Source organism: Paenactinomyces guangxiensis (genome assembly GCF_016055185.1).
GTDB classification, from domain to species: Bacteria; Bacillota; Bacilli; order Thermoactinomycetales; family Thermoactinomycetaceae; genus Paenactinomyces; species Paenactinomyces guangxiensis.
In genome coordinates this window covers 79,986-98,123 of sequence record NZ_JAECVR010000002.1, presented here as the reverse complement: position 1 = coordinate 98,123, position 18,138 = coordinate 79,986, and the positions used below count along the sequence as shown (strand labels likewise).

Below are 18,138 nucleotides of genomic sequence, written 5' to 3'. Positions count from 1 at the left end.
TTTGTTCGGATTTTTGGGGAGAAAACAGCTGCCGCGGCCGAGTGAAAAGTTCGTTTTTGTATATGACCAAGCGGACACTGGCAGCCGCAGTTCTGGAGCGGATAGCGGAAGAGTGTGCATGCTGGTACCCGCGGGATATGGTGATGGAATTGGCCATGATTGATGTATGTCTGCTCCTTGATATACGCAGCCCCGATTATGAGAGTCATACTCCCTTATTCACCTTTTTTTATTGCTTTTGAGATTTTTATATCAAACATCAAGCTTTTTAAATCTTCGGCCTTCCCTTCTATATAGTCAGTACAATTATTATTCCATATGACGATACTTCTTGCGATATTGCGAAGGTGACAGTCCGAATTCTTTTTTAAAACAAGTAGAAAAATATTTAAGGTTCGAAAAGCCTGTTTCATCGGCAATTTGACTGACTGGAGAATCTGTTTTAAGGAGCAATGACCGTGCTTGATGAAGTCGGTACATCGATAAATACTTCAATGGTGTACATTGAAATGCTTTTTTCATACAGCGTGCTAAATAATTTTCATGAACATGAAAATGCCTTGATAACTCTTGATTGGTAATGGGGTTACGATAATGTTTTTTCAAATAAATTTCAACTTGTTCAGCTAGTTGTACACCGCTGTCATGATAATTTCGCCGAAACTCAAGCATTTGTAAAATTTGTAGAAAACTTTGCTGTGTTTCCCAAAAAGAAATGGAGCGTTGTTTCGTTGTCGAGTGAAGCAAGTAATCCATTTTAACAAATAATTCCTCGGTGTTGGGCAAATGTTGCCACTTCGGTAAATGAATCGTATAAAAATCGGAATAAAAATGCAGCGTTGGCACAGATGTGTCTGAGCGAATGTCGGAAGGTGCTGCTTGTGCACACCAATAATGTTTCGTTTGGAAATGAAGCCAATAGAAAGATGTTCTATCTTTGCAATCTTCGAGCGGATAGTGATGCTTATGAGGTTCCAAAATAAATACATCACCCGGAACCAGTTCCCATTCCTCATTTTCCTCGCCAAGATAAAGTACTCCTTCTTTAATCATAATGACATCAAAGTACCCGAGATTATATCGATTAGGATGTGATTGCCCCTTATTATAACGCGTTATATTCCCCTCAATAAAATATGGAAATGGTGGTGCTAAAAAAGACAACGTAATTTCCCCCAATGAAATCACATCTCCTTTTTACATGTGTGAAAAAACAGAAGTATTGGGTAAAATAGTCTACCCTTTTCAGAATATAATAATAGAAGATTAGTGAAATAATAAACAAAATATAGGTTTCTAAGCGTCAAAATCTTTATACGATCATATGGAAACGTTTCCTTATGTAGTGTTAAAAAACAGAGACATACTCAGGGAGGAAAAGCTTGTAATGGATGTTTATCAACAAGTAAAAAACGTAAAGATCATGGATCATTTTTGGATCAAGTACAAAAAGATTGTTGAAGAAGAAGTAATTCCATACCAATGGAAAGCATTAAATGATGAATTACCAGACGCTGAACCTAGCCATGCGATTGAGAATTTTAGGATTGCAGCGGGTGAATCAACTGGTGAATACTACGGAACCGTTTTCCAAGACAGTGATGTTGCGAAATGGTTGGAAACCGTTTCGTATTGTTTGAGAAATAATCCTAATCCTGAGCTTGAACAAAAAGCAGATGAACTCATTGCGTTATTAGCTAGAGCCCAGGCCGATGATGGATATTTGAATACCTATTATATGCTGAAGGAACCGCAAAACCGTTGGACCAACTTAAGAGATAATCATGAGTTATATTGTGCAGGTCATTTTATTGAAGCGGCTGTCGCCTATTTTGAAGCCACCGGAAAGACATTATTTCTAAATATAGTGGAGAAACTCGTTAACTTAATTGACCAAACATTTGGACGAGAACCGGAAAAGTTAAAAGGGTATCCAGGACATGAAGAAATTGAGTTAGCGTTGATCAAGTTATTCGATGTAACACAAAATCAGCGTTATTTAAAATTAGCACAATACTTCATTGAACAGCGCGGTGTTGAGCCTATTTATTTCGAGGAAGAACGGATTCGCCGCAAACATATTGACACAGCGATGACTTGGAATTCGGATGAAAACATGAACTTCGGATTAGGTTATGAGTACCAGCAAGCACATAAACCAGTCCGTGAACAAACAGAAGCAGTAGGGCATGCGGTTCGAGCGATGTACTTATATATCGCCATGGCTGATTTAGCTGCCAAAACGAAGGATCATACGTTAAAGGAAACGTGTGAGCGATTATGGGAAGATGTTACAACAAAAAAAATGTATATAACCGGAGGAATTGGATCAGCTGCTAATGGTGAAGCGTTCACCTCAGCGTATGATTTGCCAAACGACTCGATGTATTGCGAAACGTGCGCATCGGTCGGATTGGCTTTTTGGGCGAATCGGATGCTTCGTCTTGAGGCGAATCGTAGCTATGCAGATGTGCTTGAACGGACCATTTATAACGGGACAATAAGTGGAATGGATCTTACTGGGAAACGCTTCTTCTATGTTAATCCGTTGGAAATCAATCGTCACCAATCTGACCGCAAAGACCAGGAGCATATAAAAGATGAGCGGCAAAAATGGTTTTTCTGTGCTTGCTGCCCGCCTAACTTAGCCAGGATGATCGCTTCTATTGAAGATCATATCTACACGTATTCCGGGGAGAGCATTTTTACCCATCTATATATTGCGAGTGAAATGAAAACAAAACTAAAGGACAAACCCATTCAAATTAAACAACAACATCAATATCCATGGCAAGGAACGATTGATATGATCATTGACGTCCCGAACCCTACGTCGTTCAAATTAGGCTTAAGGATTCCTGGCTGGTGCAAAAATTGGAAGCTTTTCATAAATCAAAAACCGTATGAATCTGAACGATTGGTCAACGGTTATATAATCGTAGACCGGACATGGCAAGCAGGTGATCGAATTTTACTCGAATTAGCGATGCCTGTAGAAAAAGTAAGGAGTAATCCGCTCGTCGCAAAAAATCAAAGTCAAATTGCTTTACAGCGTGGTCCAATCGTTTATTGTATCGAGGAAGTGGATAACGGTCCGAATCTGGCTGCATTGCGTATTCCAAAAGACTCAATCATCGAAACAACTTGGGAAAAGGACGTATTAAATGGCGTGGTTACTTTACGTACAAATGGTTATAAATTACAACCGACTAAAGACTTATATACAACGACTGAATCGCAAAAAACGCCCCAACCCATTAAAGCCATACCCTATTACGCTTGGTGTAATCGGATCAAAGGCGAAATGAGAGTTTGGATCTATGAGGGCTAACTTAAAGAGAGAGAGGTAAATAAAAATGAACGAAATGAATCCATCTATTCCTTTCCACCGCAAAATAAGCTATTCTTTGACAGATACGGCAGGTAATTTACTTTATTGTATCATTTCCAGCTATTTGTTGTATTTCTATACCGACGTTTTCGGACTGTCCATCGGAGTTGCCGGGACGTTACTGTTTGTTACTCGTTTTATTGATGCGATTGATGCACCGATATGGGGGGATTTTAATCGACCATACAAAGTCGAAGTACGGCCAAAGTAGACCCTATTTCCTTTGGTTGTGCGTTCCTTTTGGTGTTTTTATGGTGCTGACGTTTACAACGCCAAACTTCGGTACGACGGGAAAAATCATTTATGCTGCCGTTACGTATATTCTTGCAGGGATCTTATATACAGGAATAAGCACACCCATTACATCTATTCTTTCAAATATGACAAACCGTTCAGAAGAGCGGGTCGTCCTAAATTCGTTCCGAATGGTAGGTGGAAATGTCGGCTTCTTTATTGCCACGACCTTTACATTGCCATTGGTTAGTTTATTGGGAGGAGGAAATGATCAAAAAGGCTTCTCTTTAACGGTGTTATTGTTCGCAATTGTAGCTGTAATCATGTTCATCATTGCGTTTTTAGACCTACATGAAGTTTCAACGACAAAACGACAATCGATTCCGCTTCGTAAAAGCTTTGTTGCAATGAAGCGAAATTGGCCTTGGTTCTTAATCGCTTTAGCGAATCTTTGTTACTGGATTGGATTAAACATTCGTTCATCAACAGTTGTATATTATTTGCAATACAATCTTAACAGTAAAAATTTAGTCCCTTTAATTAACGGATTAACTTCGATTCAACTTATTTCAATGGTTTTAATTCCATTCATAGTGAAAAAGTTTAGCAAAAATTCCGTCATGATTCTCGGTTTCATTTTAGCTGCATTGGGACAATTAGTAATTTTGCTAGCTAATGGACAATTGACACTCATCATTACTGGGTGGATTATCGGTGCACTTGGTTCCGGCTTTGCATGTTCGATGCCGTTTGCCATGTTGTCGGACGCTGTCGACTATGGTGAATGGAAAAACGGCGTCCGTGCCAGCGGCTTCCTAACCGCGGTTGGCAGTGCATTTTGTTTAAAAGCCGGCAGCGGGATTGGCGGTTTATTACCCGCATGGGTAATGGGGGCATTTGGATATGAAGCAGGCAAAATCCAAACGGACTCAGCATTATTTGGCATACAATTTAGTTTTATTTGGCTTCCAATCATAATCTTCTTGATTGGTATCATCCCCATGCTATTTTACAAGAAATTTGAACGAAACGAACCAAAGATTCGACTCGAACTAAACGCAAGGAATGAAGCAAACGCGATGAGTATGTAAATTATTATGCTTAATGAGAAATGACATCATGCACATAAAAGAAGTGACAAGCTATTTAAGAGGAGGTATAACATGTTCTATCTGAAAAGAGGTTTTAAAAATTTAGTAGTGTTAGTGTTAATAGGATTTCTAATCATAATATGTCTACCTGTCGAGACTAAGGTTTCTGCCGCTAATGACCCAGGCATGCCCGTATTTACAGGGCCGGGAGATAGCAACAAACGATGGCAACGATGAAGCAAATCATTGTCTTTCACGAACTGGGAATCGATTTTCTCTGGACAATGTGGAAGTGGTCGAAGTGATCAAAAAGATGATGGCTTTTTTGTAAGCAAGTGAGGAAAGAGATAACACAGGGTTTGTTCCCTGTGTTTTTGTTTGTCCGCCCGGCATAGGCGTAGTCTATAGAGCGAAAGTCCCGAATAGTGAAGGTAGCAGTAGCCATTAGCTTAAGGTAAGGCTGCCCGTCTCGAGACGGAAATCTGAAGGTTAGTCCAACATTATGATTATTACCAGACAGGTGTAACTGATAAACTAAAATAGACAATCAAGGTCAATCTTAACATTATCTAGGGCTAGTTATTTCAAAAATCTTCTGATGGAATTGATTTTGATATGTGGGATAAATGCTGATGATGTTTGCTCCTCCAGCCCCAGATCTGGATTGTCTAGCAGGTGCTCCGGCAAATGATACCTGCAAAATACATGAAACGAACTCGAGTGCGAGGGTAAGATTACTGAATTAGTACTGGGAGCTTAATGTGGCTTCTGTGTCGAATGAGGAGCGACCCTCTTCTTTCGTTGTTGTCCAGCTTATATGTGTAATCTAAGATTTTCTCAACAGTTTTTGCTTTGTGTTTTTTCGCGTCCTGGTAAGTAAAGGGCATACTTTCCAGCCAACCTGGCGCATACAAGCATCTTGCCGGCAATGATGCTCTTTTTGCTCTTTAAGATATTTGCGATCGCCCAGCTCAATCACCAAATTAATTGGCCTATTTTCTTCACACATCACTAAACCTTCCGGTTTCCCAAGAGTTTGTCTATTGCTAGAGACAGGACTCGAACCTGTGACCCCTTGATTATGAGTGAAAGGCACCGGAGAAATGAGAGGGAACGTGAATGAATAACAAGCAAGTAAATCAGTGGTTTTGTTAATATGTATCAACTCTGCATATAACCAGAAAAAATACAGTTCGTTTGCAACATAAATGAGTGACCCATTTCAGGGTTGCTCATTTTTGCATCTCTTTTATAGATTTCTATCTAAACCTGGTCTTCCTTGTCTGTATTGGATCGGCGGAGAGTTCAATTCCTCATAGGTACTATCAAAACTCGCTCCATTTAACGTGATCAATTCTGTTATTTCGAGTTTCAATTCCTAGCGGGTGTCGGGATTTCGACCCTTCGGACCGAAGACGGTGTGCTTGCCATACAGGCCCTGCGATTTTCTTTCAACAAGCATCCATGTAAAATTCAATTAGGGTCTTATACATCCATTTCATATTCTCTATTCATCTTCTGATTTTTCAACCTGCGCGAACCCGTTTGCTAAGTGTCTGATAAAATATACAAATATCTTTCGCCAAGCGGATACTTATTTTGGTAGAATCTACAGCCCAGTTATTTTAAAATAGGGAAGTGCGATCTTTTTATTTTTTAAGCAATTATGTATTAGGATACATATAAAAAGATAGGTGATTTACGTGCTCGGAAGACAATTGGGACAAAGATACCGGATTGAAGAGCAGTTAGGAAGCGGCGGAATGGGAAGAGTATATAAAGCGGTTGACCAACTGTTACAACGTCCCGTGGCCGTTAAAGTGATGAATGACTCGATGCAGACGGACGAAGGATATGTGAAGCGCTTTATGCGAGAAGCAAAATCAATAGCGAAGCTTTCCCATCCTCATGTTGTCCAGGTATTTGACGTAGGAATCGAAAATGGCATCGATTATATGGTCATGGAGTTTATCCAGGGGCAAACATTAAAAGAGATGATTTTGAAACGGGCGCCATTTACAGTGGAAGAAACGGCTTCCATTGCCGCACAAATCTTAGACGGCTTGGCTCATGCCCATGATAACGACATTATCCACCGGGATATTAAGCCGCAAAATATCATGGTTTCTTCAGATGGCCGCATCAAAATTACGGATTTTGGATTGTCCCGTTTGACCACCGCCACCTCGCAACTAACTCAAACAGGCACCCTGATGGGGAGTGTACAATATTTTTCCCCGGAGCAAGCATTGGGGAAAGAAATTTCTTTTCAATCTGACCTTTATTCGCTGGGGATCGTATTATTTGAGATGGCCACCGGAACCCTACCCTTTCAGGCGGATGAAAATGTGGCCCTGGCGCTGAAGCATGTGATGGAACCCGCCCCGCATCCGCAAACGGTCAATCCCGCGCTCCCCGATGCATTCTCTAACATCATCTTAAAAGCATTGGCGAAGCAGTCGGAAGATCGTTATCAAACGGCTTGGGAGATGAAGGAAGCAGTTCTGGAAGCCTTTCAACCAGTTGCTGCGAGCACGGTCGAGCAACAGACGCCTCCAATGAATCTTACTTTCCAGCTGCCGCATGAGCGTAATACAGCTTCGCCGCCATCTCATTCTGCTCCTGCTGTCAGCAACAGATACCATCTTAACCTGGACACAGCACAAAACCCACGACCATCAAAGGGGAAAGTAAAATGGAGAATGGCTGCCTTATTCCTGTCTCTAGCCTTTCTCGGGATCGTTACATTCATGATTTACAACGGAGCCAGCGCTGACTCGGCACCATCTACAGATGTCATCCCTTCATCGACCCTTGGAGGGGGGCAGAACCAGCAGCAACCGAATTCTCCAGATACCGGAAGTATGGTTTCTAACGATAAAGAGAAGGACAAGAAAAATCAAAAAGATGGGGATGTTCTAAAGGATCAGGATAAGATAAAAGAAGAAGTCGAAGATTTTATGACCGAGTACCACAAGCGATCCGTAAAGGCGCTCAACCAAGGCGATTTCAGCATCGTGTCTGATATGCTGGATCCTGATGGCCCACATTATTCTGGACAAAAGGAGTATCTGCTGGATCTGCATGCGAAGGGAACGCGGGAAAAGCATATCGTAACCAAAGTGACCCAGATTGAAAGTCAAGGGGACAACAAGTATAAAATCGTTACTTTCGAAGGATTCAACATCTATTTTAAAGATAAAGACGACAAGTATAAAACCTTTAAAACCCCCTACATCATTATAAAAACGGAAAAGGGCTACAAAGTTCATTCGATCGGCAAAGTACAAACGTTATCCAGCAAGCCATTATAAAGCATTTTCCCAGCCTCGTACATTTTGTAGAGCAGTTAGGATTTATTTTTGGGAAATTACGGGCTTTCATCTCCAAAATGGATTGAGGAGATGAAAGCCCGCTTTGTTCAGATCCCCTTTTAGGTAAGGAAAAACGCTCGGAATAAATAAAATCTTGAAAACCGGAATGTTTGTGACAAGGAAGGAACAGTCGTCACATTAAAATCGATAATCGAGTAGGAGGGGGCGGCTAACCCCCGTCCTCTTAGAGTAGTACAGGGGAATCTCACTCCTATGCTCTCACAGATCCGGACATAAGCCCTTCGGCTCATCCGGCTTCTATCGTTCAGCCGTTACCTTCAGAAATCGCCAATAGTAAACAAGTATGGCTCTTTTTCGGAAATATGACGAAGCCATTGTCTTGCTCGTTGGCGTTGTCCTTTGAGTCGTTTAAATTTTCGTACTGTCCATCGGACAAGAATTCGGTCTAAGTAATGCAATGTTGGATGAAAAGCAGATTTGTTATCCATTTTATGAATAATGGTGCGGTTTTGGTTAATTGAAACGCCGGAGACGAAGCACCCTGAGCTGGGCGAACAGCCCCTTGGCAAGGAAGCCTCCGCTTTTATGAAAAAGATGTTAACCGAAGCCAGTCGATATCCTTGGAATCTGATGTGGAGAAGCGGGATCAATATGAAAGGATATGGCTTATGTGTATGCAGACGGAAATCGTGGTTGGCAGGTCTTCGGCTACACCGGTTATCAGATCTTATTGGGGATTGAAGAAGAAGTCGAGCAGGCGATGTGCGAGTCATCTGGGTTACTTGCGCCATCCGTTCAGGCACCGATAGTCAATCAGCTTCCTGGGTGGAACCTCTCACCTCGGGGTTGATCGGAACATGAATGATCTTAGCCAGTGCCTCACTCAGTGTCGGAGTCCTGAAAGTGATTCATAATCCGCAATACCCTGTATCCAGTAACGTTTCGAATGACCCCACTTTGAGGATTGGAAGTGAACCCGCAGAAGGTGATCCAGATGGCGGTTAATGTCCCACCATCCAAGGGCGGTTTGTCCTATGCCGATGGCCGTAATGCTGACCGTTCGCCTTCTCCCGCTGTACAACCTTCGGTATAACACTTTGTTTCACCCGCCTGCGCAATGTGCAAGACGTCAAAATAACACCGGGCGGCGAGTATATTCGATTTGCTTCATTCTCACAGGTTGGACAGATTATTGTTTCCGTAATGCTTTTCATACTTATCCACTGTACAAATGGTCCGCATTCTTCACATCGAAATTCATACTCTGGCACATCATCAACCCTTTCCGGTCTGTTGATTGTAGATCAATGAGACAGAAGATAAGATTGTATCCCGCTTTTTTTGTACTATTTTTCTTTTGGAATCTCTAACAGGTTATCTGGGGAGAATATCTCTGTCAAAGATTGCAGTTGGAATCCAAATTGTACAGCAAGCATTAGGAACATCAACAATACTACTGATTCGTCCTTCAACAGGGGCAGTACCTAACAGCATGTAGGCCTGTTCGCCGGTAAAACCCATTATCTTAAGATATTCAATAGCATTCAGGCAGGCACGGCGGTAAGCGATGTGAGCGTCAAGGTAATGCTGTTCGCCAGTTGTCTCATCAACAGAAATACCCTCAAAAACAAGATAGTCCGAGTACTGGGGTTCAACCGGACCTGGTTTAAACACGGGGTTATCGATGATGTTGTACTTTGCCATGCCGCCCTTGATTACATCAACATGAAGATCAACCCATCCGGCCATCTCAATAGCACCGCAGAAGGTAATCTCTCCATCCCCCTGCGAAAAATGAAGGTCTCCTAAAGAAAGCTTGGCACCCTCAACAAACACAGGGAAGTAAATCCGCGATCCCTTGGAGAGATTTTTTATGTCGCAGTTTCCACCGTGCTCGCGCGGCGGAATGGTTCGTGCCGCTTCCCGGGCAACCCGATCAAATTCAGCTCCCTTTAAAGAGCCAAGCACTGCACTATCCGGAGTAGGCAAATTAGCTAATCCAGGGACACGGTCAGGATCTTTTGATACAAGCTCCTTTTCTCGTTTATTCCACTTGTCAAGCAGAGTTTGGGAAGGAGCAGTGCCAATTAGCCCGGTATGTGGAATGCCAGCGAACTTAACACCAGGAATATGGCGAGAGGTTGCATAAATACCATGGAAGTCCCAAATTGATTTTGCTGCTTCCGGATAGTGTTCTGTCAGAAAACCTCCGCCATTTTCTCTTGCAAAAATCCCATTAAAACCCCATTCCGAATTGGGGAAGGGACCTATATCGAGGATGTCCACAACAAGCAAATCGCCCGGTTCCGTGCCGTTTATCCAAATCGGTCCACTCAACACGTGTACACGATTTAAATTAACATTGCGAACGTCAGAGGGATCGTTATTGTTTTTTATTTGCCCATCCGTCCAGTCTTTACACTCCACCCGGAATTCCGTCCCCGGATTGACTGAAATGACGGCCGGGATATCGGGATGCCAGCGATTGTGTCCGGGAATTTCTTGCTCATCCATGGGTTTGTTCAAGTCAACGTGAAACAGCACATCAGGCACTGACAGTTCCTCCTTAAAATAATGTCTTATATTTTTTGTTTTCAACAAATGGATGCCATCAGAGCATGCAAGCTATTTCTTTGATCATCTCATATTCAAATATCTCCTCCAAAGAAATGATTTATTCATTATGATTTTTAAAAAACTGGAGGGCTTACTCTTGATAGCCTCGAACTACGTATTGAGAAGGTAGTAAAAGCTTTGAAACATATAGGAATTCTTTCATCAGAACCAGGGTACTGGCTGATGGAGGAAACTCATTGTACAAATTTTCCTATTTCCTATTGTGCTCGAGTTATGAACCTATTTGAAGGGGATGTTTCACTCTATTGAGAGACAATTTTGGACCGTGAAATCGATATTGCACGCTACCTGGATAGAGCAGAAAGAAAGTGTAGCTGCCAACCTCAAATTAACAGATCGAACACTTAGAGAAGGAAATTCACCGGGAATGAGGAAAAAGAAAAAATCGCCTCCTCAAGAACAAGACTTGAGAAAGCGATCGATCGGAGGTCCGTAAAGTCCAAAAAGCCAGATGACTTTATTATTCAGTTATACCCCCGAATCCGAAGGTTTAACTGACCTGTTTGTTTCCAAAGAAATGTTTTAACGCATCGTATACCTGACTTTTCTCCCGGATCACATAATAGAGAAACTCAGGGTCCTGAATATGGCGATAGGCCGTCTGCTATGCCGGTTATACTGATATAACTAGCCATGATATAGCCCATTCACTTCAAAAGTCAGAAGGAAAGAACAATAACAATCAGTCAACGATTTCTCTCCTTATATCCTCTAAAAGAAATTGAAACAGACTCTCTTGATATCCCGCTTGTCGCAAACGGCTCATAGCACTTGCAACTTCTACTAATTTGGGACTTTTTATATTTTTAAGCTTTTTGATCCGATATTCTTCCAGCACCTGTTCCAATCGGCATGCCTGGTAATCTTCAGCGCTAAATCTCCACAAAATCACTCTTCCCGGATAGCGTTGATCGAGCCGGTCCGCGATTAGTAAACCTTCGGGATCAAAGTCACCCGAATAATAAATACATGTTCCATTACTAGCCAATTGATCCAGAAGAATCAGACTGCATGTATTGATTTGTCCATGCGTACAAATTAGCGGCGGATGGATCCCCTCTTTGATCAACGCTTCAAATAAAGCAGAGAATAGTCCCGAATTTTCCAGTACAAATACCTTTCTTAATTTAGAATTAGCCGGTTTTACCCGTCTTACTTTAACCATCTCTTTCAGCGGAATATTGAGTACACAGCGCTCTTGAATCGCCGCTTTCCATACAGCGAGCGGCCGGCTTTCGTGATCCAAGGCGAGCAAGCCTGTAGTGGTGACAAAATTTAGAATGTCATCCCGCAACAATCCAAAAGAATGAAGCAACTGATTATTTTCCTCTGCCTGTGTCAGTTTTAAACGAAATACTTCACCCTGATAACTCCCTGTTCCGATGACTCGTAAAGCATTAAATAACATTTTCCCTCTGGTGGTGTGCAGATCAAAACCATGCGGATTGCCTGTTATTCTTTCTGCAAAAAAGGGGAAACGCTCCATTCTCTCAACCAGCACAATTCCATTTGAACCTTTTTTCTTTTCCAGTTCCACTAAAGCATTTGCTACGACCATCATATCTGCAGCTAAACGATCTTGCTGTTGTTCGTATAGATGGTGAATAAGCCGGGTTTCTGCAGATAGGCTAAGAATTGAACGAATCCAAGTGGATACAAATGAGGAGGAAAACTTTTCTTGAATTTGCTGAAAGAAAAGCTGTTTTTTGTTGTGATTCCTTTCTTTTTGCTCACGTTTGCTCATTAATTTCTCTCCAGCGAACCCTTCCAGCAACTCTAAACAATGAATGTGCGAAAATCGTGATTCCTGCAAAAACCGTTCAAATTCTTTGATTAAAACGCGAGCTTCCTGGCCCGGCTCCATTTCTTTTCGAAAAAAAGAAGAAAGAACAGCTGCCTCCTGTTTGGATAAGTTTGTTATTCTCACAGATCCGCCGATTCTTCCCAAACTTCGATACTTCTCGATCATACGCAAAAGAAGGCGATGAAAGCCTTCTTCTGCTTGAAAAAAACGGACAGCCTCTTCTAATTTTTTATCTTTGGCTTTCATAAACTCTCCTTTTTGTTACTCATTGAGTAGGAAGCAAATGATCTTCTGCTTTTTCCTATTCACCAGGGTGAGACAGTTCCAGATTGTGCCCATTCCAATGGTAGCGCATCACTGTCACAAACGGGGCATTTTTCGGGCGAACAATTTCACAGATCGATAAACTCTTCACTTTATCATAATCACCCCATAAAGCCTGAGAGTTCATCACGTAGTTAAAGCCCAATTTTTCCACCACATCAAACAGGTCAGCGATGTTATTTTCATCCACTCCGGCAAACGCCTCATCTAAAGCAATGATCTTCGGGGCATCCTTGTTTGCACTGGAGTATCGGGAATAGGCCGCAGCAAATAGAGGAATGTACATCGCCATTGCTTTCTCGCCGCCGCTGTATTTTTCAAATACGTGATTCGTCATCTCTTTGCGATTTTCATGCTCTTTTTTTGCATAAAGGACAAATTGGTACCAATCACGATAATCCAGCATCTTCTTAATTAATTGGTGAAAACTATCCCCTCCGCCCTGCTCCCTTAATTGTTCTCTTGCTTGATTAATTTTCACTTGAAAATGATTCCGGATTCTTGTGAGATCTTCGTCTTTTAGTATGCGGGAATCACCACTCAGTAAATGAACAAGTTCTTTAGTATCCAATTCTGCTTCGGTTCCCGCTGTTTTCGGTTTCCATTGAAGAGAGAATTTCAAACTACTGGAGGGATTCCTCTCGTCCATGATCCGGTTCATCTCTTTAATCCAATTTTCTGCGCGGGTAATTCTGGACCGGATAATTCGCCCAATGCTGTTTAGAATTACTTCTTGGTAAAGCTCTTTATCCTTATTTTCAAGCAGTTGTTCTTGCTGCTCAGCTTTTTCACTGATTTTTCCTCGTCCAGTCGCTAAATCTGTTCTCATTCCTTCATAGCTCATCGAAAAGACATTGCGTCTAGCGATTTTTTGCAATTCTTTCCACTGTAGCATTGCTTTTTCATACATCGTTTCATCTCGAAGTTGCTGCAAAATATCTTCCGCCGATTTGGAATATACCAGTGTAGGGCTCAAACGAATATCGTACTCAAACAGATTGGATTGCTCCTCAAAGCGCAGATTATTGAGCAGTCGCTCCAAATCTTCTCTATTCCGTTCTTCAGAAAATTCCTTGATGATCTGCTTAGCTTCTGAGATGACTGCTTCCTCATCCATCTCAGCCTCCAACTGTTCTCTTGTATTCCAGAGGCCCTGTAAATTCTTTTCTTCTTTGAACACTTCCATCCATGACTGATAATAGAAACGGCACCAAGCCAGACTCTGTTTCAACTTATCCAGTTCATCTTCAGTTTTGGACAGAGATACTTCGGTCTCTCTTCTTTGATCTTCGATGTTTTGCAGTGCCTGAGGGATTTCTTGCTCCAACCGGCGTGTATAGAAACGGACTTTTTCCTGAATCTCTTCAAACCCCAATTCCTGTAAGCGTTCTTGTATTTTTTGAATGCGCAGTTCCGCTTTACTGATCAAATCCTCAAGTTCATTCAATTCCCCTTTTAACTCAAGCAAATTTTTTTCAATCTCGTTTAACCACTCTTGATTATTATTTCGATCCCGTACACAGGACAGGAATTTGTAATGAGACGATTGCAATTCCTCAAGACATTCCAGATAACCTTCCATATTTGATAGCGCTTGTTGATAAAGGTGATGTTGATGACCCCAATCCCAGCCTTCTTCATGTATTTTTTGCGTAATCCGGCTTTTTTGTTGTTCCAGGCAGAGTAAAGTTTCTTTTTGTTTGCGATTGTAAAGGTTCAGTTCATTTTCTTTCGCGATGACAGATTGCGATATTTGAAACCATGTATGATATGCCTCATTAAGATTCTCTTCACCTGGGAAGGATTGATATTCAGTATCGACTTGATTGATCCTTTGCTGCAATTGCTCTTTTTCATCTGACAAAGCCTGTACTTTTTCTTTCTCTGCTTGCAATTGGGCTGTGATCTTTTGAATCATTTGCTCCCGGTACCGCTGTCTCGACTCCCGACCAATGTAAATGGCCTCGCCTTGCACAATCGCATGCCCTTGTACCAATCCGTTACGAAAATGTCCTTCGATGGTGATGATAGTCCCATTGGCTTCTGTTTCTTGAAGGCCGATACTTTGCAGAACTTTTTCAATGTCCTCTGCGGTTATGGACCGGTCTCCTGGCGGGGTTGGCTTTAGATATTGACTCAGATTGAGTTTGACAGGTTCGGCCGGCACAAGAATTTGATCATGCCAGATCGAAGCACTTTCATAATTTGACGGGAGAATTAGCGAATCCAAAATTCCCGTCTGGCTCAGGGCTGCCTCCAATATTTTTCTTTCCTCTTCCGTCACTTGCGGATGGAAATCAACCGCCCGGTAGAAAGGCAGAAACGGAATACCTTTTGATTTTAACATCTTTCTTGCGCTGTCTGTCGCAGTATGCCGGTTGGGTTCAGGATCTTCTTTTTGTTCCCAACTGCTTAATTCATTCTCCAATTCCAAGACAATTTCCCGTTGCTGATCAAGTTCATGCTTGAGGCGATAAAACTCCTGTTGGATCTCCCCGCGAACCGCGTTCACTTTTCTCCGCACAATTTCTTCCCACTCGTCTTTTCTGGCATCTTCCGGATAATTCAAGACGATTTGTGAGATGGTCTGCAATTGTTCCTCATCCAGCCAGATCTCCTGATTATTATGATTCCAATGATAAATTGCATCAATAAAAGATTGCTTTTCCGCCTCCACTTCCCTTTTCCATTGATGTTCCTTTTCTATGAGGTCGTCCCACTCTTTTTTTCGCTTGCCGAGTTCAATCTGAATCGCTTCATAGTTATCTTCCGCTCTTTTTAGTTCTTCAAAATCTTGACAGATGTATACCAATTTTTTTCGATAGGCTTTTGCTTTTTTTTTCCAATCGGTAAAGGAAAATTCCTGTTCCATTTGTCTTAAATAATAGGACTCTTCCCCATCATGATGCAAAAACAACGATTCTTCGGCAATATTCTTCATCTCATCCAAGTGCATATCCATTTCTTTTTTGGCTTGATGTAGTTTGGCTTCCAATTCGTTAATCCGTCTGGTATAACGATGCTGCTGTTGTTTCTTCGCCTGGTAATCATTCTCTTTTTTTTGATAGGCCGATTGATTCTTTTTCAGTTCCGTTTTACAAGCATTCAGATCCCGCTCAGCTTTGTAGACATCATGATCTTTCAGTTCTTCAAGTTCTTCGCCAAGGACTTCGCGTTCTCGGTGCAATTGTAAGCGTTCTTGCTCCAACCGGTGTTTTTGCGTCTGGTCTTGTTGAAGCTGTTGTTGCAGAGATGCATATTTCTTCTGGAGCTGTTTAAAGTTTTGCAGTGCCTTCACAGTATGTTCGGCTTTCTCTTTCAAAACGACTTGATTATAGCGTGTGTAATGTTTTAACAGCCGATCTAAAGAGCTTCTTTCTTTCACCAATTGGTCCAGCTGGCTCTGGATTTGATCAATCGCTTCAATCGATTCGGTGAGAGGTCTTAATTCTTCGTCCGTCAAGGGTGGCAGTGCTTCGACCAATATTTCATAGATAACAGTTGGTTTAAAATCCTTTGATAATTTCGGGCTGCGAATTTGAATCAATAACTTAATCAGCTCTTCATATGATTCAAGGGAAGGAAAGCCAAATACATATCGATTCACCAGTTCCATATATTCCTTTTGTGATCTAACAACGATCCCGCCGTCCCGCAGTGTTTCTTCTAACTGTTTTCTGTTCAGAGGAACTTTTTGTAATTCCCCGTCGGGACCCTTCTCCTGTTTATATAATTGCAGGTGATGACCAATCCGCTGATTATTTTTGATGACAAATCCCCAGAAATCTACAGAACCATGCTTTTTAGCCCGCAGGCCGATTCCGGTTGTCATATATTGATCTAACCCGTCACGAACATATTCCAAATACAGATAACCAGTCCGTTCCTCTTGATTATTACACAAGAGATAATCCTCAATCCTTCGCGATTTTGATCCAAACGGATCCAGACGTTCCGGGCTTTTTCTCCCATCCAGCAACAGAGGAAAAAAGCTTTGCATCGTCACAGACTTTCCCGAACCGTTGGCTCCCCTGAGCAACAGCTTTCCGTCTGAAAAATGAAACTCTTCTTCATCATAAAACCAATAATTAAACAAACCCGCTCGGTTTAATTTCCAGCTCCTCATCTTGATCTCTCCTGATTACGCCGATGTTTTTCCTTATAATCAGCCGGATAATTTCCCACCATTCTCCCAATGGCGGGCAGCAGGTAAATGATGGCTCGTTCGTCATCTACCTTGGCCATTTTCCAATCGATTAGAAAGTGAAGTAATTCTTTCGCTGTTTTGCCTAAAGATTGTTTTTTATATTCCTTGCTCCATCCATAATCAAAACGTTCTTTACAACTCTGTAACCATTGCTCAAACTGTACTGCTGTAAGAAGAATCCAGCCTCTGTCAGTGCGGTCTACTTCTTCTGTTGCCAGTCGATGTCGAACCTCATCTGCAAACTGCAGAAAAAGTGCGGTGATCATTTTTCCATCGGGAAACTGGTGTAACTTTGATCTTTGATCAATAACTACTGCTAAAGCCGTTTTTTTATATACCTCCAGAGAAAGTCCCGCCGTCTTCTGTAAATCTTCTGCAATGCGATAGCGGTAATTTTTTATATATAACCATTCTTCTTCACTCATCTCTGATTCATAAACAACAGGGGACAGGAGCATCCGGCGATATACCTGATGACGGCGCCTGATTGAGTCATCATCTGATAAATCGGCTTTCAATATCTCGTCTCTGCTTGAAAATCGATACAAGTCTTTAGGATACGTCCTCATAAAATAGCGCGACAAAACGGTTTGCTCATAAAGCGCTTCCGCTTCTTTCTCATCGTGGGTAAATAACAGGTCATTACTGTCAATGATGCGAATCATCTTCATCTCCTGCATCCACTTCAAAACACGAATTAAAGATTTGCGGTGGACGTAGTTTTCCCAATTCAGCTTTACACTCTCAGGAGTTAATAGTTTGAGTTCTTCACAAAGTTGAGAGAGCAGAAACTGGTCATCCACTGACTTATTTTCCAAAAACGCAAGTACAGAACAAAGTAATACGTAATCGAGCGGCTCTTGAAACTCGCGGATCCCCATCCATCCTTCCGCTTGAGCCGGTATTTTTTCAAGTTTTATAAAATACCGGTGTACGATCAGGCGAAAACCACACTTTTCACGCATAAAGTCTTTGATGACAGACTCCCGGTCCCGAATGATTGCATATAATTCAGGATCATCTTCTTTTATAATCCAGAAACGGGACAATAATACCTGAATCGCTTGCTCAGCAATCTCATCCATCCATTTTTTATTCGTTGTCATCATGTCATC

General features: G+C 41.8%; 11 protein-coding genes and 1 pseudogene. 5 read left to right on the top strand and 7 right to left on the bottom strand.

Annotated features, from left to right (window positions below; all coding sequences use genetic code 11):
* Window positions 1–41 precede the first annotated feature (41 nt).
* On the top strand, window positions 42–242 hold the full coding sequence (locus I8U27_RS03735) for a hypothetical protein (protein WP_181750671.1): 201 nt from the start codon (window positions 42–44) through the stop codon (window positions 240–242).
* Window positions 243–309: 67 nt separating this feature from the next.
* On the opposite strand, the gene I8U27_RS03730 is transcribed toward I8U27_RS03735, so the two are convergent.
* Window positions 310–1,179 (bottom strand): helix-turn-helix transcriptional regulator, encoded by an 870-nt coding sequence (locus tag I8U27_RS03730; protein WP_181750670.1) that lies wholly within the window; start codon window positions 1,177–1,179, stop codon window positions 310–312.
* A 208-nt stretch (window positions 1,180–1,387) separates the two neighbouring features.
* Here I8U27_RS03730 and I8U27_RS03725 point away from each other — a divergent pair, with 208 nt between their 5' ends.
* Both I8U27_RS03725 and I8U27_RS03720 read left to right on the top strand, forming a co-directional pair.
* Window positions 1,388–3,331, top strand: coding sequence for a glycoside hydrolase family 127 protein (locus I8U27_RS03725; protein WP_181750669.1), 1,944 nt, complete (start codon window positions 1,388–1,390; stop codon window positions 3,329–3,331).
* A gap of 25 nt (window positions 3,332–3,356) precedes the next feature.
* Window positions 3,357–4,716: pseudogene (locus tag I8U27_RS03720) on the top strand (glycoside-pentoside-hexuronide (GPH):cation symporter).
* An 826-nt stretch (window positions 4,717–5,542) separates the two neighbouring features.
* On the opposite strand, the gene I8U27_RS03715 reads toward I8U27_RS03720, so the two are convergent.
* Window positions 5,543–5,725: a hypothetical protein gene (locus I8U27_RS03715; protein WP_181750668.1), complete on the bottom strand. Its 183-nt coding sequence runs from the start codon at window positions 5,723–5,725 to the stop codon at window positions 5,543–5,545.
* Window positions 5,726–6,419: 694 nt separating this feature from the next.
* Between I8U27_RS03715 and I8U27_RS03710 the strand changes: the two genes are divergently transcribed.
* On the top strand, window positions 6,420–8,030 hold the full coding sequence (locus I8U27_RS03710; RefSeq protein ID WP_181750667.1) for a protein kinase domain-containing protein: 1,611 nt from the start codon (window positions 6,420–6,422) through the stop codon (window positions 8,028–8,030).
* Window positions 8,031–8,549: 519 nt separating this feature from the next.
* Window positions 8,550–8,792, top strand: a complete 243-nt coding sequence (locus tag I8U27_RS03705) for a thermonuclease family protein (RefSeq protein WP_181750666.1) — start codon at window positions 8,550–8,552, stop codon at window positions 8,790–8,792.
* A 260-nt stretch (window positions 8,793–9,052) separates the two neighbouring features.
* Here the strand turns inward: I8U27_RS03705 and I8U27_RS21260 are convergent, their stop codons facing one another.
* From I8U27_RS21260 to I8U27_RS03680, 5 genes are all read right to left on the bottom strand, one after another.
* A complete protein-coding gene (locus I8U27_RS21260; protein WP_181750665.1) occupies window positions 9,053–9,322 on the bottom strand; it encodes an FmdB family zinc ribbon protein in 270 nt (89 codons plus the stop codon).
* Window positions 9,323–9,425: 103 nt separating this feature from the next.
* Window positions 9,426–10,604 carry a formamidase gene (gene fmdA, locus I8U27_RS03695; RefSeq protein WP_181750664.1) on the bottom strand — a complete coding sequence of 393 codons (1,179 nt, stop codon included), beginning with the start codon at window positions 10,602–10,604 and terminating at the stop codon, window positions 9,426–9,428.
* 766 nt (window positions 10,605–11,370) lie between these two features.
* Window positions 11,371–12,738 carry a TIGR02679 family protein gene (locus I8U27_RS03690; protein WP_181750663.1) on the bottom strand — a complete coding sequence of 456 codons (1,368 nt, stop codon included), beginning with the start codon at window positions 12,736–12,738 and terminating at the stop codon, window positions 11,371–11,373.
* A 55-nt stretch (window positions 12,739–12,793) separates the two neighbouring features.
* Window positions 12,794–16,942, bottom strand: coding sequence for a TIGR02680 family protein (locus tag I8U27_RS03685; protein WP_181750662.1), 4,149 nt, complete (start codon window positions 16,940–16,942; stop codon window positions 12,794–12,796).
* Window positions 16,939–18,129, bottom strand: coding sequence for a TIGR02678 family protein (locus I8U27_RS03680; RefSeq protein WP_181750661.1), 1,191 nt, complete (start codon window positions 18,127–18,129; stop codon window positions 16,939–16,941). The genes I8U27_RS03685 and I8U27_RS03680 overlap by 4 nt, the downstream gene beginning before the upstream one ends.
* Between the last annotated feature and the right edge of the window lie 9 nt (window positions 18,130–18,138).

What these genes read in the sequence shown, in the direction of transcription:
- I8U27_RS03705 (WP_181750666.1), top strand. Translation starts at nt 8,550, where the DNA reads ATGGTGCGGTTTTGGTTAATTGAAACGCCGGAGACGAAGCACCCTGAG.
- I8U27_RS03725 (WP_181750669.1), top strand. Translation starts at nt 1,388, where the DNA reads ATGGATGTTTATCAACAAGTAAAAAACGTAAAGATCATGGATCATTTT.
- I8U27_RS03715 (WP_181750668.1), bottom strand. Translation starts at nt 5,725, where the DNA reads ATGTGTGAAGAAAATAGGCCAATTAATTTGGTGATTGAGCTGGGCGAT.
- I8U27_RS03680 (WP_181750661.1), bottom strand. Translation starts at nt 18,129, where the DNA reads ATGACAACGAATAAAAAATGGATGGATGAGATTGCTGAGCAAGCGATT.
- I8U27_RS03690 (WP_181750663.1), bottom strand. Translation starts at nt 12,738, where the DNA reads ATGAAAGCCAAAGATAAAAAATTAGAAGAGGCTGTCCGTTTTTTTCAA.
- I8U27_RS03685 (WP_181750662.1), bottom strand. Translation starts at nt 16,942, where the DNA reads ATGAGGAGCTGGAAATTAAACCGAGCGGGTTTGTTTAATTATTGGTTT.